Genomic DNA, 22,751 nt, shown 5'->3' on the forward strand with positions numbered 1-22,751 from the left:
TCGGTCAGGTGATGAAGGCGTCGGGCAGCAAGGCCAATCCGCAGGCGGTCAACGACATCCTGAAGGCGAAGCTCGGCCTCTGAACGAGCGCCGCGTTGTGATGCGACTTCGCTCGCGCAATTTTTTTCGTATCGCTGCCGCGTGATGGGTCACGAGAGAGCGCGGCATCCGTGTCCGACCCGATTTAAGACATCATCGAGAGCGCGGCGACTGCAAAGATCGCTCATTGGTGCTTGCTTTGACACGAAACCGGAACGCGGCGATTGCCTCAGCGGTGTCCGCAACGTCGCGCGGCCAGGCGTCGGGCGTCTTGTACGACGCGCTCGTCGCGAATCGGCGCGCAGCGATTCGCGCGATTCGCGATCCGATTGATGACCAGCGAACCGGTTTTTCGGTGTTGTGCAAAAAAATTTTTTCGGCGCGCGGCCGCCCTTTGGCTTGACATCGCAAGTCCCGGAAAAGCGCAAGGCGGAAGCAAGCGTGCCTGCATGAAGTGTGGATGCGCGCGCGGCCGACATACGAATCTGCCTTATTTTATCGCATCAATTTGATGATCGCAGTATGGCTTTGCCGACACGTGCAACGCGGCTTGATTGTCGTTGCGTTCGCCGCGCATGCATCGTGCAACGCTTCGCCGAGCGCTCGGTAAGACGCGGGCGAGTACACGTTTCGTTAAGTGGAGTCGCTGTTTTCTGCATTCTGGTGTAATCGGAAGGTCGTGCATGTCGATTCGCGACTGCACTTTTTCGATAGCGCCATCTCTAACTTGGAGGGCACAATGGCGAAACGTAAGAAGGCAGCGGCAAAGAAAACCGCGAAGAAGGCGAAGCGCGCTAAGAAGCGGAAGTAAGCGCGATCCGTTTTCGTGCCACGTTACACGGCCGGCGGCGTCGTTCCGCGCGGACCAAAATTCGGGCGAGACATCGCCGGCTGGTTGTAACGACGGAGGGCGTCGGCGAGACTCATCAGGTCTCTCCGACGCCCTCGGTCTTTATGAGGTCCGGGTGGCGCGTGAGTGTCAGGTCGCGAGTGCGTGCCAGATCGCCAGTGAGTGCCGGGTCGCGACCCGGTATCCGTATCGAAGGTCCGGCCTGACGGCGCCGGTTCCGACGCGCAGCAGCCGAGATGTTCCTTCGTCGTCTCCCGCTTAGCCGGACTTGGCCTTCAGCCGCGCATTGCAGGCGCTCCAGAATTTCGGCCAGGTCATGCCCTTTTCGGTTTTGCCGGCCGCCTTGGCCTCGCGCCATTCCGCTCCGCACTGCTTCTGACGATCTTTCACGGCGGCGCGCGCGGCCGACGCCTTCGCTTTCTTCTCGGCGCGGGCTTTTTTCGTGTCCTCGCGCTTGGCCTTGCGCTGCTCCGCCTTCGCCTTTTTCGACGCGGATTCGGGCGCCGCGGTCGCTTCTTTGGCAGGCGGCGTCTGAGCGCGCAGCGGAGCAGGATGCAATCCGCTCCAGCAGAGCGCGACGGCGATTGCTGTGACCCAAAGGACGTTCCTCATCACCACCCCTCGTGTTTCGGAATTACTTCCAAGCCCGGATTATGGCCTGAAGCCTCGCAGGTCAGTCAATGTGCCGATGTTGCGGGACCCGCTTTACCGGCTTAGGTGATGCGGACATGCCAAGCGAGCGTTCAAGGTTGGGAGAAGGCAATGGCGCGCAAACCGGCGAGGGCAACGGCAAGGACGTCGACGACCAAGGGCATCGGGACGGGGAAAGCGAATGTGAGAACTGCGAAAGCCAAGTCCGCGAAAGCCAAGTCTGCGAAAGCCAAGTCCGTCAGGGCCGGTCGCAGGGCCAAGCTGAGCAAGCCGCAGCGGCCGATCGAGCTTTATTACTGGCCGACCCCCAATGGCTGGAAGATTTCCATCATGCTGGAGGAATGCCGGCTCCCCTACATTATGAAGCCGGTGAACATCGCGACCGGTGACCAGTTCAAGCCGGAATTTCTCGCCATTTCCCCGAACAACCGGATGCCCGCGATCGTCGACCCCGACGGGCCGGGCGGGCGGCCGATTTCGGTCTTCGAATCCGGAGCGATCCTGCAATATCTCGGACGCAAGACCGGCAAGTTCTATCCCGCCGACGAGCGCGGCCGGACCGCGGTCGAGGAATGGCTGTTCTGGCAGATGGGCGGGCTCGGGCCGATGGCCGGGCAGGCGCATCACTTCCGGATCTATGCGCCGGAGAAGCTGCAATATGCCATCGACCGCTACACCAACGAGGTTCACCGTCTGTTCGGCGTCATGAATATCCGGCTTAAGGACCGGCCGTTCCTCGCCGGCAAATACTCGATCGCCGACATGGCCTGCGTCGGATGGGTGTCACGCTGGGAGCGGCAGGGGCAGGACATCAACGAATTTCCGCGCCTGAAGCGGTGGCTGGAGACGGTGATGGCGCGTCCGGCTGTTGAACGCGGCATGAAGCTGCGCGTCGAGGAGGCCTCGAAGGTCGATATGAAAGATCCGAACGTGCAGGCGCTGCTGTTCCGGCAGCGCGCCCGCACCGCCTGACGCCTGCGCGCCATCGCGTGTGCGGTTGGTTACCGGTTTTGCAAAATTGAAAGTTGCCGAAGCGTAAGCGCGGTCGCAGAAAGCCTTGATTTGCTGGGCTTTTTGCGCGTTCGCCTGCGCGATTTTCGTAGCGCGCTTAACCTGCGATTCATCGCGACGCTTAAACTGCCATTCAATTCCTCCGCGACATCATCCGTGCGTCCGTTGGGGGACATGCACATCCGCCGGCCAACAGGCGGAGCAGATGACAGGGGAATGATCATGGCACGTTTCGAACTGACCGAACCCGATATTGCCGCTGCCGGGCAGGGGCCCGCGTCCGCGGACATCTTCTATCAGCTTGGCATCCGCTACGCGGTCGGAAACTCCGTCGCCGCCGATCTGGTTGCAGCACACAAGTGGTTCAACATCGCAGCGCTGAAGGGCTGCAAGGAAGCGATCCGTTTGCGCCAGGAAATCGCAGCGGGCATGTCGCCGGCCGAGATCGCCGCGGCACAGCGTGCGGCGCGCGACTGGCTGACCGCGCATTGACGCTTATATTTGTTCCGCGCGGCCGGCCTTCCCGGTTGCCTGCGGAGGCCGTCTTGGGCATACCGTTTCGTGCGGGAGACGTGGCCGAGTGGCTGAAGGCGGCGGTTTGCTAAACCGTTATACGCTCTCAAGGCGTATCGAGGGTTCGAATCCCTCCGTCTCCGCCAGCCAATGAGGCGTCACCGGTAAACTTCGCCGGTAAACAAGAGCAGCGGTGGACCGGCGTTGGCCTCGGCCGCCCGGTCGCCAGCGACAACCCCCGATCTGGCGCGAGTTCAAGGCCGCGCATGGCTCCGCGCATCGTCGACCGCGGCCGGAAGCGGCACTGCTTATTCAGAAGCGCTTCCCTATTTAAGTTGGCGGAGCTGCGTTCCGGTTCCGCGACGCGCCAGAGGCGGTTCCGCATGGTCCACTCTTCGACGCCAGCGATTCTCAAAACCGCCGCCGATTCTCCACTGCAAGAGGGAACCGAGCCGGGTTCCGGCCGGTGATGTGTTTCCGGGGGCCGATGCAGGGCTGCAACGAAAACGACCCGCCCAGGTCAAGGCAAGGAGCTGGAACATCAAACAAAATCAATAGGATAAGTGGCGGACTTAGTCGTTTTCGCAGGTGCAATAATGTGCGTGCCATTTGTGCAACAGGCCTTTGAAAACATTCGAAACTGCCTGTGTACGAGGCGTTTGCTGATTGCACGGCAAGGTTCGTTCGGTAATCTCACCCTCGCGACGGAGGGGGCGTCCCCAAGTCGTGCTGTTTGGCTGTCTCTCGGGGGTTTCGAAGGAGAGCAAAGCAGCTCGCGGGGAATAGGGGAAATCTCTTTGGGTGGTTCCACCCAGCGGAGTCTGGACCCTCCCTAAAGCAAACTTGGAGGTTCAACATGAAGATGGTGAAAAGCCTTCTCCTCGGCTCCGCAGCCGGTTTGATCGCGGTGGCTGGGGCTCAGGCGGCCGATCTTCCCGTGAAGGCCAAAGCGGTCGAATACGTGAAGGTCTGCAGCCTGTATGGCGTCGGCTTCTACTATATCCCGGGCACCGATACCTGCATCAAGATCGGTGGCTATGTGCGTTTCGAGGCGTATCACAACGAAGTCGGCGGTCACTATTCCGACCGCGTGCCGACCGGCGGTGACGCGACCTTCACCCGCAATGCCAGCACCTTCGGCATGCAGGCCCGTTTCCGTCTCACCGGCGACGTGCGCACGCAGACCGAATACGGCACCCTGCGCGCCTATTTCGCTTTCGGCGTGAATGCGCTCAACACCGCCGGCCAGAACACGGCTTCGCTGACCACCAACGCGGTGGCGATGGAGCGTGCGTTCATCCAGTTCGCGGGCTTCACCATCGGCCGGGCGGATACGTTCTTCGCCTTCTATAACGGTGCGGCTTACGGTCTCGTTCCGATGTTCCTGGACGGCGGTTCGGGTCCGGCGGGTCACAACGTGTTCGCCTATACCTGGCAGTTCGGCAACGGCCTGTCGGCCACCCTCTCGGTGGAAGACTCCGCGGCCCGCATCAAGCCGGTGATCGACCTCAACGTGACTGATCTGTTCGGCGCCACCGACCGGTCCGGCATCCAGGTTCCCGACATCGTCGGTAACATGCGTGTCGACCAGGCCTGGGGTTCTGCCCAGATCATGGGCGGTCTCGCCAAGGTTCGGTCGAACTATCTCAGCGTTGCGACCAACAACTGCCCGGCCAACGTCACCTGCAGCGGCCATAACGGCGACGAATGGGGCTGGGGCGTCGGTGCCGGTCTGACCCTGAAGATGCCGTGGGATGCCAAGGACACCCTGTCCGGCGTGATCGCTTACGCCAAGGGCGCCACGGGCTTCGTCTCGCATGCCAACGGTCAGAACTTCATCCACAAGCAGGGCATTGCCAACGGCGTGCTGACCGACGCCGTGTTCGCCAACCCGAACACGATCGCCGGCTACAACGGTGGTCTGGAACTGACCGAAGCCTGGGGCGGCACGGTGGCCTTCGAGCATTACTGGACCCCGTCGCTGCGCACCTCCTGGGTGTTCGGCTACTTGAAGGTCGAGTATAACGACACCGCCAAGGCGCTGATCGCATCCAACATCGGCGGTCCGTGCGCGGGCGCCAATGTCCGGTATGTCGGCGCGTCGATCACGAACTGCGACCCGGATTACTCGCTGATGCGCATTGCGTCGCGCACCATGTGGAATCCGGTCGCCAACCTCGATATCGGCGTCGAAGTGGCCTACAATAAGATTGACACTGCGTTCGCCGGCACCGGTACGCTCCGCGCCGGTCAGCCCGCCGGTTATTCGGCTGGTCTGGCTCCCGGTTCCTACACCATCGAAGACCAGAGCTACTGGTCGGCTGCCATCCGCGTGCAGCGCAGCTTCTGGCCGTGATCTGACGATCATTGCCTGATCTGAACGGGACCCCCGGCCGAAAGGCCGGGGGTTCTGCTTTTTGAGCATTGGTCCGATCCTGGCATTCTGCAGCAGCACTCAACGGCCCGCCGGGCTTCTCACGTCCATGTGAGCGTCGGTACAGCCGCCCTCAATCCGTTGGTCGAAACATTGTAGGCTCCCGGCCGTAATCCAGATGGCCCGCAGTCAAAGCGGACTGCGGCGTTACGGCCAGCATGTCGCCAGTTTTTGTCCATGATCACAGGAGGAGACCCCATGAACCGACGCGAAAGCCTGAAGCTGTTTGTGGGCGCCGCCGGCGCCGTTGCCGCAGGAAGCCTGTTCGGCCGTCCCGGTGCGCTGGCGCAACCTGCGCCCGCCCAGCCCGCCGGTCCTTTCAAATTGCCCCCGCTCGGCTACGCCTATGAAGCGCTCGAACCCAATATCGACGCGCAGACCATGACGATCCACCACCAGCGCCATCACGGCGCGTTCATCACCAACCTCAACAACCTGGTCGGCAAATATCCCGAGCTTGCCGGTTCGGCATCCGATCCGGTGCCGTTGCTCAGCGATCTGTCGAAGGTGCCGCTCGATGTGCGCACCGGCGTGCGCAACAATCTCGGCGGCCATTTCAACCACACGTTTTTCTGGGAGCTGATGACGCCCGGCGGCGCCAAAGAGCCGGGCGGCGCGTTGAAGGCCGCAATCGACCGCGATTTCAAGTCGGCAAGCGAGATGATGGACAAGCTGAATGCCGCGGGCCTCGGGCGCTTCGGATCGGGGTGGGCGTGGCTGATCGTCACCAAGGACAAGAAGCTCGACGTGGTCAATACGCCCTATCAGGATACGCCGCACATGGAGCTCGGCGGCAAGCCGGTTCTCGGCGTCGATGTCTGGGAGCACGCCTATTACCTGAAATATCAGAACCGCCGCGGCGACTATCTCAAGGCCTGGTGGAATACGGTGAACTGGGACAAGGCCGCCGACAATTTCAGGAAGGCCACGGCCTGACCTTCATCACGAAGACTATCTGCCGCACGTCCCCTCATGGGCGGCAGACCGGACCCGCGGCCGCCACCGGCGCCGCGGGTCAGCCTTTGGCGCGCAAAAGACGGCCGCGCTCGCGATCCCAGCTTCGCTTCTTCAGGGTGTCACGCTTGTCGTGAAGCTTCTTGCCGCGGGCGAGCGCGATCTCGACCTTGGCCCGCCCCTTGGCGTTGAAATACATTTTGAGCGGCACCACCGTGTAGCCCTGCCGTTCGACCGCGCCGATCAGCTTGTTGATCTGACGCTTGTGCAGCAGGAGTTTGCGCGGCCGTTTCGGAACATGATTGAAGCAGCCGGCCTGCAAATACTCGGGAATATTCGAATTGATCAGCCAGATTTCGCCGTCGCGCGCATCCGCATAGGATTCGGCAATCGTGGCCTTGCCGGCGCGCAGCGATTTGACCTCGCTTCCGGTGAGCGCAACACCGGCCTCGAAGGTCTCGCCGATTTCGTAGTTGAACCGCGCCTTGCGGTTGTCGGCGACCACCTTGGGCGCGCGCTCTTTCGGCTCTGCCATTCTGGAAGGCTGACTAGTTCAAAAGTCCCGCATGCACCATTGCGCTTCGGATTGCGGCCTTGGTGCCAGAAGTCACCGGCAGCAGCGGCAGCCGCACTTCCTCGTTGCCGCGGCCGAGCAGCGACAGTCCGCATTTCGCGCCGGCGAGACCCGGCTCCATGAAGATCGCGTGATGCAGGGGCACCAGCCGGTCCTGCACCTTGAGGCCTTCGGCATAGTCGCCGGCGAGCGTCGTGTCCTGCAGCCGCTTGCACAACGCCGGCGCGACATTCGAGACAACCGAGATACAGCCATGCCCGCCCGCTGCATTGAACGCGAGGGCGGTCATGTCCTCGCCGGAGAGCTGGATGAACTCGTCGCCCATGGCCTGACGCTGCAGCGAGACCCGCGCGAGATTGCCGGTCGCATCCTTGACGCCGGCAATGTTCTTCAGCTCGAACAGCCGCGTCATGGTCTCGACCGACATGTCAACCACCGAACGCGGCGGAATGTTGTAGATAATGATCGGGATGCCGATGGCGTCGTTCACCGCCTTGAAATGGTGGACCATGCCCTCCTGAGTCGGCTTGTTGTAATAGGGCGTGACCACGAGCACCGCGTCGGCGCCGGCCTTCTCGGCGTGCCTGGCGAGCGCCACCGCCTCCGATGTGGCGTTGGAGCCGGCGCCCGCGATCACCGGCACCCGGCCCCGCGCCTGATCGACGCACCATTCCACGACCTTGTGATGCTCGGCATGGGAGAGGGTCGGGCTCTCGCCAGTGGTGCCGCAGGGAACAAGGCCGTCCGTGCCCTCTGCGATCTGCCACTCGACCAGCTCCCGAAACGCCCCTTCATCGAGCGCGCCATCGCGGAACGGTGTCACCAGAGCGGTGAAAGAACCCCGGAACTTTCCGTTAGCTGTCATGTCTCGACCCCGGACGGCACAGTGATGGGTGAAGTGCGGAGGCTGCTTCGCCGGCTGCGCCTCTCGTCCGATCCATAGCGGTTAGCCCTGCAGCTTGAAAGCGAATGTTCTTGAGGTTTCCGATCGACGGCTGCGATGCGTTGTCCGGTGCCGCGGTCTCGCCGCTTTCCGATGGCAGGGAGGCAAATCCAGACGGTAAACGGTTCCTCAGCATATTCAAGGCAATAGCAGAACGGACCATCCGATTCGGAAGGCGAGGACTGGAATTTGACACGCAAAGGCTCGCTCACGGCCGCGATGGCCGGATTGGCCGCGTTGCTGGCCGCCGCCGCCGTCCATGCGGCCCCGAAACCCAAGGCCGAAGAGGCGTCCGCTTCCGGCAAGGGCCAAACGAAGAACGCCGCGCCCCATCAACCTGCCAGGAAAGCCGCGCCCAAGAACACTCAGTCCAAGAAGGTTGAGTCCAAGAAGTCGGCCAAGAAGGCCGCGTCCAAGCCGTCATCGAAGACGGCCGCATCCAAAATCAGTGCGGCCAAAGCCAGCGTCCCGCTGCCGAGGCGGCGGCCCGCCGAGAGCGCGACCGCGCCTGGGGCCTTTCCGGCTCCGATTGGCGGCGCAGCGCCGATCTTGCCGTCGCACCTTAGTCCGCCACAGACCGCGAGCGTCGGGCACACCCTGAGCGTTCCGGCACGCGAGACGGACGCAAGGCCTGGCGCGCAAGTCCCCGCGACGGCCGCGCCCGCCGCGCAAGTGCCCGCCGCGCAAGTGCCTGCCGCGCTCGGACCTGCAGCGCCGGTCACCGCCGACACGCTCGGCGCGGTGAAGCGGGCGATCGAGGCCACGCGCCGCGGCCGCAACAGCGAGGCCACGGCAATTGCCGCGACCGTCACCGATCCGGTCGCGGTCAAATTGATCGAATGGCTGGTTCTGCGCGCTGAGAATTCCGATTTCGATTTCGAGCGTAATGCGGGCTTTGTTGCGGCAAATTCGGGTTGGCCCAACATCAACCAGTTTCGGCGCAAGGCGGAAGCCGCGCTTTATTTGAACAACATCAACGATGCGGTCGTCCGCCGCTATTTCGCAACACATGCGCCCCTGACGGCGAGGGGCAAGCTGGTCTATGCGCGTGCTCTGCTGGCCCAGGGTGACCGTGCGCAGGCACAGCAGCTCGTGCGCGACGTCTGGCGCAACGACGCGCTCTCCGCCGAAATGGAACGTCAGGTGCTCGACGCCTTCGGTGCGTTCCTGACCGGAGGCGATCACAAGGCGCGGATGGACCGTCGTCTGTATAGCGAGGACACCGATGCTGCGCTGCGCGCGGCGCAGCGGCTCGGTCCGTCGCAGGTGGCGATCGTGCGTGCGCATGCCGCAGTGGTCGGCAAATCGCCGAAGGCCCGCGCGCTGCTCGATGCGGTTCCGGCCGATGTCCGCTCCGACACCGCGCATCTTTATTCGCGGGCGCAATTTCTGCGCCGTGCCGATCGGCTCGACGAAGCCGCCAAGGCCATGCTTGCAGCATCCACTGCGGCGAATGCGGTGCACGATCCCGACGAGTGGTGGAACGAGCGCAGACTGCTCGCGCGCCGCCTGCTCGATGCCGGCGAAGTGCGCACCGCGTTCCGGATCGCACGCGAGGCTGCGATGCCGGAGAAGGAAGGCGCGCGCGTCGAACATCTGTTTACCGCGGGCTGGATCGCCTTTCGATTCCTGAACGATCCCGCCGCCGCCAAGCCGCTCTTCGCCGGTGTGATCCAGGTCGCCGAACATCCGGCTTCGAAGTCGCGCGGCCATTATTGGTATGCGCGGACCTGCGAAGCGCTGGGCCAGACCGCCGAGGCGCGAAGCCATTACGAGCGGGCGGCAAGATTTTCCAGCACCTATTACGGCCAGATTGCTCACGCCCGGCTCGGCGGCTCGGAGCTTCGGCTGCCGCCGCCGCCGCCAGCGCATCCCCAGGCGCATCGTCTTGAGATCGTGCGCGCGATGGAGATGCTCTATGCGCTCGACGAACGCGATCTTGTGGCGTCGGCCGCGGCGGATCTGGCGGATCGGGCGGTCGACCCGGCTTCGCTGGCCGCAGTGGCGGCTCTTGCCGAGAAGCGAAGCGACGCGCGCACGCTCGCGTTGCTCGGCCGGATTGCCGTTGGCAAGGGCCTGCCATTCGAACACTATGCCTATCCGACCGCCGGATTGCCCCGATTCACGCCGATCGGACCGCCGGTCGAGCCGCATGTCGCCTATGCGATCGCGCGCCAGGAAAGCGGCTTCAACCCGCGCGCCCGCTCCAGCGCCAATGCGCAGGGCCTCATGCAAGTGTTGCCGACCACCGCAAAACTCGTGGCCAAGCGCAATGGTGTCGCCTTCGACGCCAGGAAGATGTACGACCCCGTCTATAACGTCCAGATCGGGGCGGCCGAACTCGGCCACGCGCTCGACAATTATCGCGGCTCCTTCATCCTCACCTTCGTCGCCTACAATGCCGGCCCCGGCCGGGTGCGCGACTGGGTCCAGCGTTTCGGCGATCCGCGCGACCCCAAGATCGATCCGATCGACTGGGTCGAACGGATCCCGTTCTCCGAAACCCGCAATTACGTGCAGCGGGTAATGGAGAATATGCAAGTGTACCGCGTGAAGTTCGGTGCGTCTCCCAAGCTTATGATTGAGGCAGACCTGCGGCGCGGCATGGCGGCGAACTAAAGAAGCAGGTGTTGCATCAAGTCTTGCTTCAGGCTTTGCTTCAGGTCTTGCGGCCCGTTTCGCGGGCTTTAGACTGCCCCGATGCCGGATCGCGTTGTAAGCCGCTTCTTCGCTGCGGCGGATGGTCTTTCACTGCATGTACGCTGTTATGAGCCGGACACGGATGCAGCGCGGCTGCCGCTGCTATGTCTGCCCGGCTTGACCCGCAACGAAGCCGATTTCGAATTGCTGGCGCTTCACCTCTCTCGGCACGAGCGCCATCCGCGCCGGGTGTTCGCGCTGGATTCCCGCGGCCGCGGCCGCTCCGGGTACGATGCGGACTGGCGCAACTACAATCCCGCGGTCGAGCTTTCCGATCTGGTCGCCGTCCTCAACGCGCTTCGACAGCACCGATGCGTGTTTCTTGGCACCTCGCGTGGCGGTATTCTCACCATGCTGCTCGCAACGGTCCATCCGGAAATGATTGCCGGCGCAATTCTCAACGATATCGGTCCGGTGATCGAGCGCGCGGGGCTCCTGCGCATCAAGGGCTATGCCGGGAAAATGCCCCGACCGCGCAGTCTCCACGACGGTGCAAGCATTCTGCGGGGGCTGTTCGGCGCGCAATTCCCGGCGCTTGACGAGGATGGCTGGCGCGCCTGGGCGGAGCGGACCTGGAAGGATAGCCCCGAGGGCCTTGTGACGCGCTACGATCCGGCGCTCGCGGAAACCCTCAAAGACATCGATCCGGATGCGCCGGTTGGCGACCTCTGGGCGCAATTCGAGGCATTGCCAAGAACTCCGCTGATGGCAATCCGCGGCGCTCTGTCCGACATTCTGTCCGTTGAAACGTTCGCGGCGATGCGCGCGCGCCGCCCGGACATCGACGCGGTCGAAATCGACGATCAGGGTCACGCGCCGCTGCTGGCCGAGCCCGCGGTGATGACCCGCATTTCGGATTTTCTCGTGCGCTGCGACGAGGCTGCGAATTGAGGCACATGCCGTTCGCATATGGGACCGGCAAGCGAAGCCCGATCTCTACAGCGTTTCGAGCGAAGTGGGCGCCGGTTCGCGTGAAGAAAACGCGCCAACCCAACAACTTAGAGTCTTTTCGCGATTCGAAGAAAAGCGAAAAGACTCTTGAGATCCAGGCTTTACTCGATTGAAGGCGGCTGAAGGCGGCCGCTCTGACGCCTCGCTGCGGGCCGGCGATCAGGCCCCTCAGGGCTAGTAGGCGTGCGTTGCGCCGCAAACGGCTGGACCGCGACTGAAGCGGGCGACCGTCAGGCCGCACCGCGCTTGGCGTCGTCAAGATAGCCGCGCACATTCGCGAAGACCGCTCGAAACATCTCCGGCGTCAGCACACCGGTATTGGTGTTGTATCGCGAGCAATGGTAGCTGTCGAAAAGCGTCACCCGGCCGACGCTGGCATACAGCCCATGCGCGAATTTCACGGCTGATTTCCTCGCGCCGAGGGCGGTAACCGCGGCATCGTGAGCGATCCGGCCGAGCGCGACGATGGCGCGCAAATTCTGCATCTCGGCAATCGTTTCTTGCAAATAATCTCCGCAGGTGCGGATCTCCGCAGGCGTCGGCTTGTTCTCCGGTGGAACGCACCGCACCGCGTTTGTAACGCGCGCATCCACCAGTTCCACCGTATCGTCCACGCGCGCGTCGAATGTTCCACGCGCGAAGCCGAACTCGATGAGCGTTCCGTAGAGCAGGTCGCCGGCAAAGTCCCCGGTGAAGGGACGCCCGGTGCGGTTCGCGCCCTGCAGCCCGGGCGCAAGCCCGACGATCAGCAGCTGCGCGGTAAGCGGACCGAACGAGGCTACCGGCGCGTTGAACCATCCCGGTTCGCGCTCCCGCCATTGATCGCGGAACGCGACAAGGCGCGGGCAGCGCGGACAGTTACGCCCGGGCTTGCCGCTATCGCGAAAATAGGCCGGGTTTTCAGTCCTCGAAGTCGTCGGCATCGGGACCGATATTCGCCCGTTGCGCTGGCCGCTGCAAAAATTGCGGCGTGTGCTGACGCCCCTCCCGCGGTTCGCGGGCCGGACGCTCATTCGGATCGCGGCCGATCTTGCCCTGCAGGCTGATGATGTCGATGAATTCGTCGGCCTGGCGGCGCAATTCGTCGGCCACCATGGGCGGCTGCGAGGACATGGTGGACACCACGGTGACACGGACCCCGCGGCGCTGCATCGCCTCGATCAGGCAGCGGAAATCGCCGTCCCCGGAGAACAAGACCATATGGTCGATATGCCCGGAAAGCTCCATGGCATCGACCGCAAGCTCGATATCCATATTGCCCTTGACCTTCCGACGTCCGGTCTGATCCACGAACTCCTTGGTGGCCTTGGTGACCACCGTATAGCCGTTGTAGTCGAGCCAATCGATCAAGGGCCGGATCGAGGAATATTCCTGATCCTCGATCACGGCGGTATAATAGAACGCGCGCAGCAAATGGCCGCGCGATTGGAATTCCCTCAGCAGCCGCTTGTAGTCGATGTCAAAACCCAGCGATTTTGCGGTCGCGTAAAGATTGGCGCCGTCAATGAAAAGTGCGGACTTTTCAAGGTTCGATTTCATCGTAAGGCTTGATCCTTCTTTGTCTTGCCGGGCGCCTTCTGCCGCGCACCGGGGAGGTCAATTGCATTGAGGCGCAACACCGCGGCCCGTCCGGGGTTCAGGCCGCTCTGTCCAGCCCGTGCCGGGTGGCGCAAAATTTGTTTGTCCTTAAGCCGGGCGCCAAACGGCAGCCGGGCGCCAGCGGCGCTGTGATAGATCACGCGGTCGTTATCAGACCGCTGAAGTCGGGTCCAAGCGAAAAGCTCGAAACATGTTTAACCTAATTTACTTCTTGCGGATTCAAAGGTCAGCGGGTACCAGAAGCCGAATTTCCGGTCATTATCTCGTTACAGGAGTGACAAGCCCATGGCCCGTGTCACCGTCGAAGACTGCATCGACAAGGTTGAGAACCGCTTTGAACTCGTGCTTCTGGCGAGCCATCGTGCGCGGATGATTTCGTCGGGGGCCCAGATCACCGTCGACCGCGACAACGACAAAAACCCCGTCGTCGCCCTCCGCGAGATCGCGGAAACCACCATTTCGCCGGAGGATCTGAAAGAAGACCTGATCCATTCCCTGCAGAAGTATGTCGAGGTCGACGAGCCCGAGCCGGAGGCGCCGTTGATTGGAACATCGGGGTCGGTCGATGCGGACGACACCGACGTGGCCATGGAACACATGAGCGAGGAAGAGCTTCTCAAGGGGCTCGAAGGCCTGACCCCGCCCGAGGCCCAGCCGGAGGAAGAGGAATAAGGACCGCAGTTGTCGGCACGGATCGAGGCCCGGCGGTTGCCGGGCCTTTTGATTCTGCCCGTTTGCGGGCGTGCTGCCTCGTGCGGCGCTCGAGACTGACGAAATGACTTTTCAGCGTCCGGCGCGACAATGGTAGAATGCGGTTCGAGAGCTGGAGAAGCCGGGCCGAATTCTGCCGATGTTTGCGGGCTTGCGGGAAAACCGGGGGGCACGCGAGGATTCGGCAGCATGCAAGGCCGGCGGCCGGCCGGAGTGAAAGATGTCGCGCTCGAATCCTAAGCTGCCCCGGATGCAGAACCAGGCGCGAACCCGGGCGCCGCTTGAGCTGGCGGGCAATGTTCTGCCCCAACCGGCGCCGGAAAAGGAAAAGCGCACCCAGAAGCCGCAGATGATGCGGCAGTACGAACTCGTCGAGCGTGTCCGCCGCTACAATCCCGACACCGACGAGGCCTTGCTGGATCGCGCCTATGTTTACGCAATGAAGGCCCATGGCGAGCAGAAGCGGGCATCCGGCGATCCTTACTTCTCGCATCCGCTCGAGGTGGCGGCGATCCTGACCGACCTGAAGCTCGACGACGCGACCATCGCAGCGGCGCTCCTGCACGACACGATCGAGGATACTCCGGCGACGCGGGCGGAAATCGACGACCTTTTCGGCGAAGAGATCGGCGCTCTGGTCGAAGGTCTGACCAAGCTCAAAAAGCTCGACCTCGTCACCAAGGAAGCCAAACAGGCCGAGAACCTTCGTAAACTCTTGCTCGCCATTGCCGACGATGTGCGGGTGCTTCTGGTTAAACTCGCCGACCGCCTGCATAACATGCGCACCCTGCATCATGTGCCGGTGGCAACGCGCCGTCGCATGGCCGAGGAGACTCTCGACATTTATGCGCCGCTTGCCGGTCGTATGGGCATGCAGGAAATGCGCGACGAACTCGAGGATCTTTCTTTCCGGGAGCTCTATCCGGACGCCTATCAGGTGGTCACCGAACGGCTATTGACGCTCGGCCTGCGCAACAAGGATCTGATTATCGACATCGAGCAGCAGCTGACCCGCAAGCTCGCCGATCGCGGCATCGCGGCCAAGGTGAAGGGACGGCAGAAGCGGGCCTATTCGATCTGGCGCAAGATGGAGCGCAAATCGGTCGGTTTCGAGCAATTGTCGGACATCTTTGCGTTCCGCCTGATCGTCAACACGGTGGAGGAATGCTACCGCGCGATCGGCGTCGTCCACACGACATGGCCGGTGGTTCCGGGGCGCTTCAAGGACTACATCTCGACGCCAAAGCAGAACGACTATCGCTCGATCCACACCACGGTGATCGGTCCCGGCAAACAGCGAGTCGAATTGCAGGTGCGCACGCACGAAATGGACGACATCGCCGAATATGGTATCGCCGCGCATGCGCTCTACAAGGATGCCAGCGTATCCCCATCTGAGATGCTGTCTCGCGAATCAAATGCCTATGCATGGCTGCGCCGCACCATCGAGTTGTTGTCCGAAGGGTCGAATTCCGAAGAGTTTCTCGAACATACCAAGCTCGAGCTGTTCCACGATCAGGTGTTCTGCTTTACGCCAAAGGGCAAGCTGATCGCCCTGCCGCGCCAGGCGACGCCGATCGACTTCGCATATGCCGTCCATACCGACGTCGGCAATATGGCGGTGGGCGCCAAGATCAACGGCAAGATCGCGCCGCTCGCCTCCGAACTGCAGAATGGCGACGAGGTCGAGATCATGACCTCCAAGGCGCAGAAGGCGCCGCCCGCCGCCTGGGAATCGATCGTTGTCACCGGCAAGGCGCGCGCCGCCATCCGCCGTGCCACGCGGGTGGCCGTACGCGACCAATATGCCGGCCTCGGCCGCCGCATCGTCGAGCGACTGTTCCAGCGTGCCAAGAAGGAATATTCCGACGAGAAGCTGCAGGGCGCATTGCCGCGCCTTGCGCGAACCTCGATCGAGGAGGTGATGGCGGCGGTCGGCCGCGGCGAGATGAAGGCCTCCGATGTCGCACGCGCCATGTATCCCGACTATCTCGAAGAGCGCGCGGCTTTGGCCGCGCCGAAGGCCGATAGCTCCTGGTTCGGTTTGCGCCGCGCCAAGTCGGTCAAGGCGAAGCTTCCCGTCGCCGAGGCGGCCAACGCGATTCCGGTACGCGGCAGCAACAGCGATTTGCCGGTCCGCTTCGCGCCCAATGGCGGTGCGGTCCCGGGCGACCGGATCGTCGGCATTCTGACGCCGGGCGAGGGGATCACGATCTATCCGATCCAGTCGCCGTCCCTGCAGGAATTCGAGGACCGCCCGGAGCTGTGGCTCGATCTGCGCTGGGACGTCGACGAGCGTGAGCCTCAGCGGTTCCCGGCGCGCATCGTGGTGAAATCGGTCAATGAGCCCGGCACGCTCGCCCAGCTGGCACAGGTCATCGCCGAGAATGACGGCAACATCGACAATATCCATATGGAACGGCAATCGCCTGATTTCACGACGCTGACCATCGACCTGGAGGTCTATGACCTGAAGCACCTCACCGCGATCATTGCGCAATTGCGCGCCAAGCCGGTGGTCGCTAGCGTGGCGCGGGTGAACGGGTGACGGCAGGCGCATCGTGACGGCGGCGCAGCATCTGAGACTGGGCGTGAACATCGATCACGTCGCGACGATCCGCAACGCGCGGGGCGGGCTGCATCCGGACCCGGTGCGCGCGGCCAGGCTCGCGGTGGCTGCGGGCGCCGACGGGATCACCGCGCATCTGCGCGAGGACCGCCGTCATATCCGCGACGACGACATGGCGCGCCTGAAGGCCGAGATCGACAAGCCGTTGAATTTCGAGATGGCGGCGACGGACGACATGATCGCCATCGCGCTGCGGACGCGCCCGCATGCCGCCTGTCTGGTACCCGAACGGCGTGCCGAGCGCACCACCGAAGGCGGGCTCGATGTCGCGGGCCAGCGCGGGCTGATTGAGGCCGCGGTCCGGGCACTCGGCAGCGCTGGAATCCGGGTGTCGCTGTTCATTGCGGCCGATCCGAAGCAGATCGAGGCGGCCCGGGCGGTCGGGGCGCCCGTCATTGAAATTCACACTGGTGCGTGGTGTGAAGCTCTGATCGAAGGGAAGGATCAGGCGGCTGCGCAGGAATTCGACCGCATCCGCAAAGGCGCCGCCCTGGCCAAAAGCCTCGGCCTCGAAGTCCACGCCGGCCATGGCCTCGATTATGCGGCCGCGCAAACGATCTCCGCTCTGCCCGAAATCGTCGAGCTCAACATCGGGCACTTTCTGATCGGGGAGGCCGTCTTCGTCGGACTGGATAACGCGATTCGCACCATGCGTGCCGCGATGGATCGCGGGCGACGGGACGCGAAGGCGGCATGATCCAGGGAGGCATGATTATTGGTCTGGGTTCCGATCTCGTCGATATCCGGCGCATCGAAAAAGTGCTGGCGCGGCACGGCGACCGCTTCATCCAGCGCATTTTTACGCCCGTCGAAGTCGCCAAGGCAGAGCGCCGCGCGACGCGGATCGATACCTACGCAAAGCGTTTTGCCGCTAAAGAGGCTTGCTCTAAGGCGCTTGGCACCGGGTTCCGCAACGGGGTGTTTTTCCGCGACATGGGTGTTGTGAATCTGCCGTCTGGACGACCGACCATGAAACTGACCGGCGGTGCGCTGAAACGGCTGAACGAGATCACGCCGCACGGCCACCAGGCGCGGATCGACATAAGCCTGACCGACGAATATCCTCTGGCCCAGGCCATCGTGATTATCTCGGCTCTTCCCCTGACCTCGTCAAACGACGAGCCGCCCTCCATTATCTGAGTATTGTCAGTCACATAGGCGTGTTTTGTCGGTTCGTTGCGAAGCGCTATTTCTGCCGCTACAAGGGCGCGCCAGCGCGCATTCTCTTTCCCGGACATGAGGCCATGAGTGTGACCAGCACCAAGCGCAAGGAAGGCGGATTCGGCGAGACCGTCCGCGTGATCGTGCATGCGCTGATCATTGCGCTTGTGATCCGGACCTTCCTGTTCCAGCCCTTTAACATCCCCTCGGGATCGATGAAGGAGACGCTTCTCGTCGGCGATTATCTGTTCGTTTCGAAATTCTCTTACGGCTATTCCTCCTACTCGTTTCCATTCTCGCCGCCCTTATTCTCGGGCCGCATCTTCGGCTCGCAGCCCGAGCGCGGCGACGTGGTGGTGTTCCGCCTGCCACGGGACGATTCCACCGATTATATCAAACGCGTGATCGGCCTGCCCGGCGACCGGGTGCAGATGCGGCAGGGCCTGCTCTACATCAATGGCGAGCCGGTCAAGCGCGAGCGGATGGAGGACTATATCGAAACCGAAGAGGGCGATCGCGCAATTCGGGTGAAGCGCTGGCGCGAGACCCTGCCGAACGGTGTAAGCTATACGACGCTCGATCTGCAGGATAACGGTTTCTACGACAATACCCCGGAGTATAACGTACCGGCCGGGCACTATTTCATGATGGGCGACAATCGCGACAACTCGACAGACAGCCGCGTGCAGAGTCAGGTCGGCAATGTCCCGTTCAGTCATTTGATCGGGCGCGCGCAGATCATCTTCTTCTCCGTGCGCGAGGGAGAGCAGGCCTGGCAGGTCTGGCGCTGGCCCTGGTCGGTGCGTTGGGATCGGATTTTCAAGATCGTCAGATGAAAGCATCGGCCGATAGTGCGGCGCTTCGGAACGCCGCGCGCGCCACGCGCGCGCCGGGAAATCCGAGGCGCAAGGCGACGGCCGGGAAACCGGTTGCGGCCGCGGCCGATCAACCGACAGGACCGGCGGCGCCGTCCGATGAGTCGGTGTTGCCCGAAAAAAAGAAGCGCAAGGTACAGCGCGCCTCGGCGCTGGAGACCACGATCGGCTATCGGTTCCGTGACAAGGCGCTGCTTGAGCGCGCGTTGACGCATATTTCCGCCCTGAAGGGACAGGGCCGGGCCGGCAGCTATCAGCGCCTGGAATTTCTCGGCGATCATGTGCTCGGCCTTGCCGTCTCAGAGATGCTGTTCGCGGCCTTTCCCAAGGCCGAGGAGGGCGAGCTGTCGCGCCGCCTTGCCGATCTGGTCCGGCGCGAATCCTGCGCCGACGTGGCGCGGGCGATGGATCTTGGATCGTCGCTGCGCCTTGGCGCGTCCGAGGTCCGCTCGGGCGGCCGGGCCCGGATCGCGATTCTCGCGGATGTCTGCGAATCGCTGATCGGCGCCGTATTTTTGGACGGCGGTTACAAGGCGGCGAAGGCGCTGGTCGAGCGTTATTGGTCCGACCGCATGCGCAGGCCGGCGCGGCCGTTGCGCGATCCGAAGACCGTGTTGCAGGAATGGGCGCAGGCGCGCGGCCTGCCGACCCCCTGCTATCGAGAGGTCGAACGCACCGGCCCGCATCACGATCCGGTTTTTCGCGTGGCCGTCCTGCTGCCGGAGCGCGATCCGGCCGAAGGCCGCGGGCGGTCCAAGCGCGCCGCCGAACAGGCCGCCGCCGCGGCCCTGCTGGCGCGGGAAGGCGTCGGCGCCGATGGTTGAGGAGCACCCGGCCGAGGCGACACGATGCGGCTTTGTCGCCCTGATCGGTGCGCCCAATGCCGGCAAGTCGACGCTCATCAATGCGCTGGTGCGCAGCAAGGTCTCGATCGTCAGCCACAAGGTACAGACCACCCGCATGCCGGTGCGGGGCATTGTGATCGAGGGGGCATCGCAACTCATTTTCGTCGATACGCCGGGCATTTTCGCACCCAAGCGCAGGCTCGACCGGGCGATGGTGACGAGCGCCTGGGCGGGGGCGCAGGATGCCGACCTGACCGGGCTTCTGGTCGATGCCCGCAAGGGCCTGGACGAGGAGGCCGAGGCGATCGTCAGGAAACTTGCGGAGATGCCGCGGCGCAAATTCCTCGTTCTCAACAAGGTCGATGTGACCGACAAGCCCGGCCTGCTGGCACTTGCAACGGCGCTCAACGAGCGGCTGCGATTCGAAGCGACGTTCATGGTCTCGGCCCTGACCGGTGACGGCATCGACGATATGCGCTCCTGGCTCGCGGGGCAGGTGCCGACGGGACCGTGGCTCTATCCCGAGGACCAGATTTCGGACGCGCCGATGCGGCTCCTCGCCGCCGAAATCACCCGGGAAAAGCTGTTCCAGCGCCTGCACCAGGAACTGCCGTACCAGTCGACGGTCGAGACCGAAGCCTGGGAGGAAAAGAAGGACGGCTCGGTGCGGATCGAGCAGACGATCTATGTCGAGCGCGACAGCCAGAAGAAGATCGTGATCGGCAAGGGCGGGCAGACGCTGAAGGCGATCGGGGCGGATGCGCGCAAGGAGATTTCCGGGATCGTGGAGGCGCCCGTGCATCTCTTCCTGTTCGTTAAAGTTCGCGAGGGCTGGGGCGACGATCCGGAGCGTTACCGGGAACTTGGCCTGGAATTTCCGCGCGAAAAGTGAGAGGCGATCTTCGCTTCATGAAGATCGCAACCTACAACATCAATAATATAAACCGGCGCCTGCCGAACCTCATTGGCTGGTTGAAGCGCGCCAAGCCGGACATTGTCGGTCTGCAGGAACTCAAATGTGCCGATGCCGACTTTCCGGCGGCGGCGCTCGGCGAGGCCGGCTATGCCGCGGTCTGGCGCGGGCAAAAGGCCGGGAATGGCGTCGCGATCCTGTCGCGTGTCGGTGAGCCGGTGACCACGCGCACCGCCCTGCCGGGCGAGCGGAAGGACATGCAGAGCCGTTACATCGAAGCCGCTGTGAACGGGGTGCTGATCGGCTGCCTGTATCTGCCAAACGGCAATCCGCAACCCGGCCCAAAGTTCGACTATAAACTGAGATGGTTCAGGCGACTCTCAGCTCATGCCCGTAAACTATTGAAAGCGAACGTGCCCGTGGCGCTGATTGGTGACTACAATGTTGCGCCAAAGGATGAGGATATCTATCCAACGCGCTCATGGGACAAGGATGCACTGGTCCAACCAGAGAGCCGTGCCGCTTATGCGCGGCTCTTGAAGCAAGGCTGGACCGATGCGCTGCGCCAGACCCATCCGGATCAGCGAATCTATACGTTCTGGGACTACAAGCGAAACCGCTGGGCGCGCGACGCCGGCCTCCGGCTCGACCACGTGCTGCTCGGGCCGATCCTGGCGACCCGGCTCAAGGCCGCCGGGGTCGACCGCGCCGAGCGGAGCCGCGAGGGCGCAAGCGACCACGCGCCGGTCTGGGTTGAATTGAAGTAGCCAAGGCGCGGGCGACGTCGTCCGCGCAAGAGCGCGCCGTTTCTCGTCTCGCCACAGCCGGGCACGCTCCTGTATGTCTGGCGCCCTCGACATCGTCCCCCGGATCGGGTGATCTCGTCCTATGCAATGGAGCGACGACGGATTCGTCCTTGGCATCAGGCGGCATGGCGAGGCGAACGCCATTCTGGAGCTGATGACCCGCGAGCATGGGCGGCATCTCGGCCTTGTGCGCGGCGGCGCCGGGAGCCGGATGCGTCCGGTACTGCAGCCTGGCAATGCGGTTCATGCACATTGGCGCGCGCGTCTTGACGATCATCTGGGCAGCTACACCATCGAGCCGATCGCGTTGCGTGCCGGCGCGCTGTTTTCCGATGCCCATGCGGTCTTCGCCCTCAATCATATCGCCGGGCTGACCCGGCTTTTGCCCGAACGCGACCCGCACGAGATCGTCTTCGACACGCTGGAGACCATCGTTGCGCATCTGCGCGACCAAACCATCTGCGCCATGCTGGTGGTCCGCTTCGAACTGCTGATGCTTTCGGAACTCGGCTTCGGCCTCGATCTTCACGTCTGTGCCGCAACAGGCTCGCCCGACGACCTGATCTATGTGTCGCCGAGATCGGGACGGGCGGTTTCGCGCGATGCGGGCGAACCGTGGCGCGAAAGGCTGCTGCCGTTGCCGGGCTTTCTGACCGGCGAAACCGGTCCCGCCACTGTCAAGGATATCGCCGCCGGGTTTGCGCTGACCGGCTTTTTTCTGTCCCGTCATGTGCTGGAGCCACGGGGACTGGAGCTCCCGGATGCGCGCGCTCACCTTATCGCTGCAATTGCCCGAAAGCCGGATGCGGCATAGCCGCGGCGTTGTATTGTGGCAAATGCAGAACGAAAAAGGCCGGCTCCGGAGAGCCGACCCTCGATCGATGTCGTTGCGCGGTTGTCAGCGGCAGATGCGCTGGCGCCAGCAACGATAGCCGTAAGGCCCGTATCCGCAGCGGCGAACATAATAGCAATAGGGCCGATAGCGATACCCGTAGCCGCCGTAATACTGGGCTGGCTGGAACAGGCTGCCGACATTCAGCGCCGCCCCGGATCCGGGCATGCTGACGGGAGCCGCAGTGGCGGTGCTGGACGCGAGGCCAAGTCCCGCTGCAAAAATCAGGGCAGTAGCAAACGTCTTCATGAGGCTCAGTCTCCATTCTAAGACGAGATGCGCAGCGCTGGCGCCGCGCATCGATCCGGCAGCGAGAGCTGCCGTCGGCATGTGCCTTCACCTGGAGTCCAGGCGCAGTCACAACCACCCTGCCGCAAATTGTCCCCTCTGCGGTCACAGCTTCCGGCTACCACAAAAATTGAAAGAACTCCGCAAGTTTTCGCGTGGCAGCCAATAAATCGTCCGTGAAAGTGAACGCATGACCGCAGAAACGGGGGTCACCAATACCTGCGGTAATAACGGTACGGCCGGTAGGGACGATAATAGGGGCGATAATAGTAGCGCGGCCCCGTCCACCAGCAGCGCCGGGTACATCCATAACGACCGCAAACGCGTCGGCACACATATCTCACTTCTTCGGCATGGCTGCCCACGACATCGGCCATTGCCGCGGGCGCCGGAAGTGTGATGGCTTCAGCGC

General features: G+C 63.1%; 22 protein-coding genes and 1 tRNA gene. 17 read left to right on the top strand and 6 right to left on the bottom strand.

Annotated features, from left to right (window positions below):
* Nucleotides 1–83, top strand: an 83-nt coding sequence (locus tag ACK41X_RS09430) for a hypothetical protein (RefSeq protein ID WP_409721907.1), incomplete at its 5' end; no start/stop codon positions are given.
* A gap of 1,064 nt (nt 84–1,147) precedes the next feature.
* Here ACK41X_RS09430 and ACK41X_RS09435 read toward each other — a convergent pair.
* Nucleotides 1,148–1,501 (bottom strand): hypothetical protein, encoded by a 354-nt coding sequence (locus ACK41X_RS09435; RefSeq protein ID WP_409721814.1) that lies wholly within the window; start codon nt 1,499–1,501, stop codon nt 1,148–1,150.
* A gap of 369 nt (nt 1,502–1,870) precedes the next feature.
* Here ACK41X_RS09435 and ACK41X_RS09440 point away from each other — a divergent pair, with 369 nt between their 5' ends.
* The 5 genes from ACK41X_RS09440 (at nt 1,871) to ACK41X_RS09460 (ending at nt 6,434) form a co-directional block, all read left to right on the top strand.
* Nucleotides 1,871–2,512 (top strand): glutathione S-transferase family protein, encoded by a 642-nt coding sequence (locus tag ACK41X_RS09440; protein ID WP_409721910.1) that lies wholly within the window; start codon nt 1,871–1,873, stop codon nt 2,510–2,512.
* Between the two features lie 90 nt (nt 2,513–2,602).
* Nucleotides 2,603–3,043 (top strand): SEL1-like repeat protein, encoded by a 441-nt coding sequence (locus ACK41X_RS09445; RefSeq protein ID WP_409721817.1) that lies wholly within the window; start codon nt 2,603–2,605, stop codon nt 3,041–3,043.
* Between the two features lie 74 nt (nt 3,044–3,117).
* A tRNA-Ser gene (locus ACK41X_RS09450) sits at nt 3,118–3,210 on the top strand.
* Nucleotides 3,211–3,920: 710 nt separating this feature from the next.
* A complete protein-coding gene (locus ACK41X_RS09455) occupies nt 3,921–5,420 on the top strand; it encodes a porin (protein ID WP_409721820.1) in 1,500 nt (499 codons plus the stop codon).
* Between the two features lie 276 nt (nt 5,421–5,696).
* Nucleotides 5,697–6,434: a superoxide dismutase gene (locus ACK41X_RS09460; protein WP_409721823.1), complete on the top strand. Its 738-nt coding sequence runs from the start codon at nt 5,697–5,699 to the stop codon at nt 6,432–6,434.
* 79 nt (nt 6,435–6,513) lie between these two features.
* Here the strand turns inward: ACK41X_RS09460 and smpB are convergent, their stop codons facing one another.
* Nucleotides 6,514–6,987, bottom strand: a complete 474-nt coding sequence (gene smpB, locus ACK41X_RS09465) for an SsrA-binding protein SmpB (protein ID WP_409721826.1) — start codon at nt 6,985–6,987, stop codon at nt 6,514–6,516.
* Between the two features lie 13 nt (nt 6,988–7,000).
* The gene (dapA, locus tag ACK41X_RS09470; protein WP_409721829.1) at nt 7,001–7,891 is read right to left on the bottom strand and encodes a 4-hydroxy-tetrahydrodipicolinate synthase; all 891 of its coding nucleotides are present in this window, start codon (nt 7,889–7,891) and stop codon (nt 7,001–7,003) included.
* 750 nt (nt 7,892–8,641) lie between these two features.
* Here dapA and ACK41X_RS09475 point away from each other — a divergent pair.
* The gene (locus ACK41X_RS09475) at nt 8,642–10,588 is read left to right on the top strand and encodes a transglycosylase SLT domain-containing protein (protein ID WP_409721832.1); all 1,947 of its coding nucleotides are present in this window, start codon (nt 8,642–8,644) and stop codon (nt 10,586–10,588) included.
* An 81-nt stretch (nt 10,589–10,669) separates the two neighbouring features.
* Nucleotides 10,670–11,560, top strand: a complete 891-nt coding sequence (locus ACK41X_RS09480; protein WP_409721835.1) for an alpha/beta fold hydrolase — start codon at nt 10,670–10,672, stop codon at nt 11,558–11,560.
* A 290-nt stretch (nt 11,561–11,850) separates the two neighbouring features.
* Here the strand turns inward: ACK41X_RS09480 and ACK41X_RS09485 are convergent, their stop codons facing one another.
* Nucleotides 11,851–12,543: a uracil-DNA glycosylase gene (locus ACK41X_RS09485; protein ID WP_409721838.1), complete on the bottom strand. Its 693-nt coding sequence runs from the start codon at nt 12,541–12,543 to the stop codon at nt 11,851–11,853.
* Nucleotides 12,521–13,159: an NYN domain-containing protein gene (locus ACK41X_RS09490; RefSeq protein ID WP_409721841.1), complete on the bottom strand. Its 639-nt coding sequence runs from the start codon at nt 13,157–13,159 to the stop codon at nt 12,521–12,523. The genes ACK41X_RS09485 and ACK41X_RS09490 overlap by 23 nt, the downstream gene beginning before the upstream one ends.
* A 345-nt stretch (nt 13,160–13,504) precedes the next feature.
* On the opposite strand from ACK41X_RS09490, the gene rpoZ reads away from it, so the two are divergent.
* The 9 genes from rpoZ to recO all read left to right on the top strand — a co-directional run bounded on the left by rpoZ (nt 13,505) and on the right by recO (nt 21,973).
* A complete protein-coding gene (gene rpoZ, locus ACK41X_RS09495) occupies nt 13,505–13,891 on the top strand; it encodes a DNA-directed RNA polymerase subunit omega (protein ID WP_409721844.1) in 387 nt (128 codons plus the stop codon).
* Between the two features lie 289 nt (nt 13,892–14,180).
* Nucleotides 14,181–16,478 carry a RelA/SpoT family protein gene (locus ACK41X_RS09500; protein WP_409721913.1) on the top strand — a complete coding sequence of 766 codons (2,298 nt, stop codon included), beginning with the start codon at nt 14,181–14,183 and terminating at the stop codon, nt 16,476–16,478.
* A gap of 13 nt (nt 16,479–16,491) precedes the next feature.
* Entirely contained in the window at nt 16,492–17,256 is a 765-nt protein-coding gene (locus ACK41X_RS09505; RefSeq protein WP_409721847.1) for a pyridoxine 5'-phosphate synthase, read from the top strand.
* 11 nt (nt 17,257–17,267) lie between these two features.
* Nucleotides 17,268–17,699: a holo-ACP synthase gene (acpS, locus tag ACK41X_RS09510; RefSeq protein WP_409721916.1), complete on the top strand. Its 432-nt coding sequence runs from the start codon at nt 17,268–17,270 to the stop codon at nt 17,697–17,699.
* A 104-nt stretch (nt 17,700–17,803) separates the two neighbouring features.
* Nucleotides 17,804–18,556 (top strand): signal peptidase I, encoded by a 753-nt coding sequence (gene lepB / locus ACK41X_RS09515; protein ID WP_409721850.1) that lies wholly within the window; start codon nt 17,804–17,806, stop codon nt 18,554–18,556.
* On the top strand, nt 18,553–19,419 hold the full coding sequence (rnc, locus tag ACK41X_RS09520) for a ribonuclease III (protein WP_409721852.1): 867 nt from the start codon (nt 18,553–18,555) through the stop codon (nt 19,417–19,419). The genes lepB and rnc overlap by 4 nt, the downstream gene beginning before the upstream one ends.
* Entirely contained in the window at nt 19,412–20,332 is a 921-nt protein-coding gene (gene era / locus ACK41X_RS09525) for a GTPase Era (protein WP_409721855.1), read from the top strand. Before rnc ends, era begins: the two co-directional genes overlap by 8 nt.
* 17 nt (nt 20,333–20,349) lie before the next feature.
* Nucleotides 20,350–21,120 carry an exodeoxyribonuclease III gene (locus ACK41X_RS09530; RefSeq protein ID WP_409721858.1) on the top strand — a complete coding sequence of 257 codons (771 nt, stop codon included), beginning with the start codon at nt 20,350–20,352 and terminating at the stop codon, nt 21,118–21,120.
* Nucleotides 21,121–21,241: 121 nt separating this feature from the next.
* Nucleotides 21,242–21,973, top strand: a complete 732-nt coding sequence (recO, locus tag ACK41X_RS09535; protein ID WP_409721860.1) for a DNA repair protein RecO — start codon at nt 21,242–21,244, stop codon at nt 21,971–21,973.
* Nucleotides 21,974–22,057: 84 nt separating this feature from the next.
* Here recO and ACK41X_RS09540 read toward each other — a convergent pair whose 3' ends face one another.
* Nucleotides 22,058–22,300, bottom strand: coding sequence for a hypothetical protein (locus tag ACK41X_RS09540; RefSeq protein ID WP_409721863.1), 243 nt, complete (start codon nt 22,298–22,300; stop codon nt 22,058–22,060).
* Between the last annotated feature and the right edge of the window lie 451 nt (nt 22,301–22,751).

This window comes from Pseudorhodoplanes sp., assembly GCF_046289595.1.
Classification (GTDB): Bacteria; Pseudomonadota; Alphaproteobacteria; order Rhizobiales; family Xanthobacteraceae; genus Pseudorhodoplanes.

What these genes read in the sequence shown, in the direction of transcription:
- ACK41X_RS09435 (WP_409721814.1), bottom strand. Translation starts at nt 1,501, where the DNA reads ATGAGGAACGTCCTTTGGGTCACAGCAATCGCCGTCGCGCTCTGCTGG.
- ACK41X_RS09440 (WP_409721910.1), top strand. Translation starts at nt 1,871, where the DNA reads ATGCTGGAGGAATGCCGGCTCCCCTACATTATGAAGCCGGTGAACATC.
- ACK41X_RS09455 (WP_409721820.1), top strand. Translation starts at nt 3,921, where the DNA reads ATGAAGATGGTGAAAAGCCTTCTCCTCGGCTCCGCAGCCGGTTTGATC.
- ACK41X_RS09460 (WP_409721823.1), top strand. Translation starts at nt 5,697, where the DNA reads ATGAACCGACGCGAAAGCCTGAAGCTGTTTGTGGGCGCCGCCGGCGCC.
- smpB (WP_409721826.1), bottom strand. Translation starts at nt 6,987, where the DNA reads ATGGCAGAGCCGAAAGAGCGCGCGCCCAAGGTGGTCGCCGACAACCGC.
- dapA (WP_409721829.1), bottom strand. Translation starts at nt 7,891, where the DNA reads ATGACAGCTAACGGAAAGTTCCGGGGTTCTTTCACCGCTCTGGTGACA.
- ACK41X_RS09480 (WP_409721835.1), top strand. Translation starts at nt 10,670, where the DNA reads ATGCCGGATCGCGTTGTAAGCCGCTTCTTCGCTGCGGCGGATGGTCTT.
- ACK41X_RS09485 (WP_409721838.1), bottom strand. Translation starts at nt 12,543, where the DNA reads ATGCCGACGACTTCGAGGACTGAAAACCCGGCCTATTTTCGCGATAGC.
- ACK41X_RS09490 (WP_409721841.1), bottom strand. Translation starts at nt 13,159, where the DNA reads ATGAAATCGAACCTTGAAAAGTCCGCACTTTTCATTGACGGCGCCAAT.
- rpoZ (WP_409721844.1), top strand. Translation starts at nt 13,505, where the DNA reads ATGGCCCGTGTCACCGTCGAAGACTGCATCGACAAGGTTGAGAACCGC.
- ACK41X_RS09500 (WP_409721913.1), top strand. Translation starts at nt 14,181, where the DNA reads ATGCAGAACCAGGCGCGAACCCGGGCGCCGCTTGAGCTGGCGGGCAAT.
- acpS (WP_409721916.1), top strand. Translation starts at nt 17,268, where the DNA reads ATGATTATTGGTCTGGGTTCCGATCTCGTCGATATCCGGCGCATCGAA.
- lepB (WP_409721850.1), top strand. Translation starts at nt 17,804, where the DNA reads ATGAGTGTGACCAGCACCAAGCGCAAGGAAGGCGGATTCGGCGAGACC.
- rnc (WP_409721852.1), top strand. Translation starts at nt 18,553, where the DNA reads ATGAAAGCATCGGCCGATAGTGCGGCGCTTCGGAACGCCGCGCGCGCC.
- era (WP_409721855.1), top strand. Translation starts at nt 19,412, where the DNA reads ATGGTTGAGGAGCACCCGGCCGAGGCGACACGATGCGGCTTTGTCGCC.
- ACK41X_RS09530 (WP_409721858.1), top strand. Translation starts at nt 20,350, where the DNA reads ATGAAGATCGCAACCTACAACATCAATAATATAAACCGGCGCCTGCCG.
- recO (WP_409721860.1), top strand. Translation starts at nt 21,242, where the DNA reads ATGCAATGGAGCGACGACGGATTCGTCCTTGGCATCAGGCGGCATGGC.
- ACK41X_RS09540 (WP_409721863.1), bottom strand. Translation starts at nt 22,300, where the DNA reads ATGAAGACGTTTGCTACTGCCCTGATTTTTGCAGCGGGACTTGGCCTC.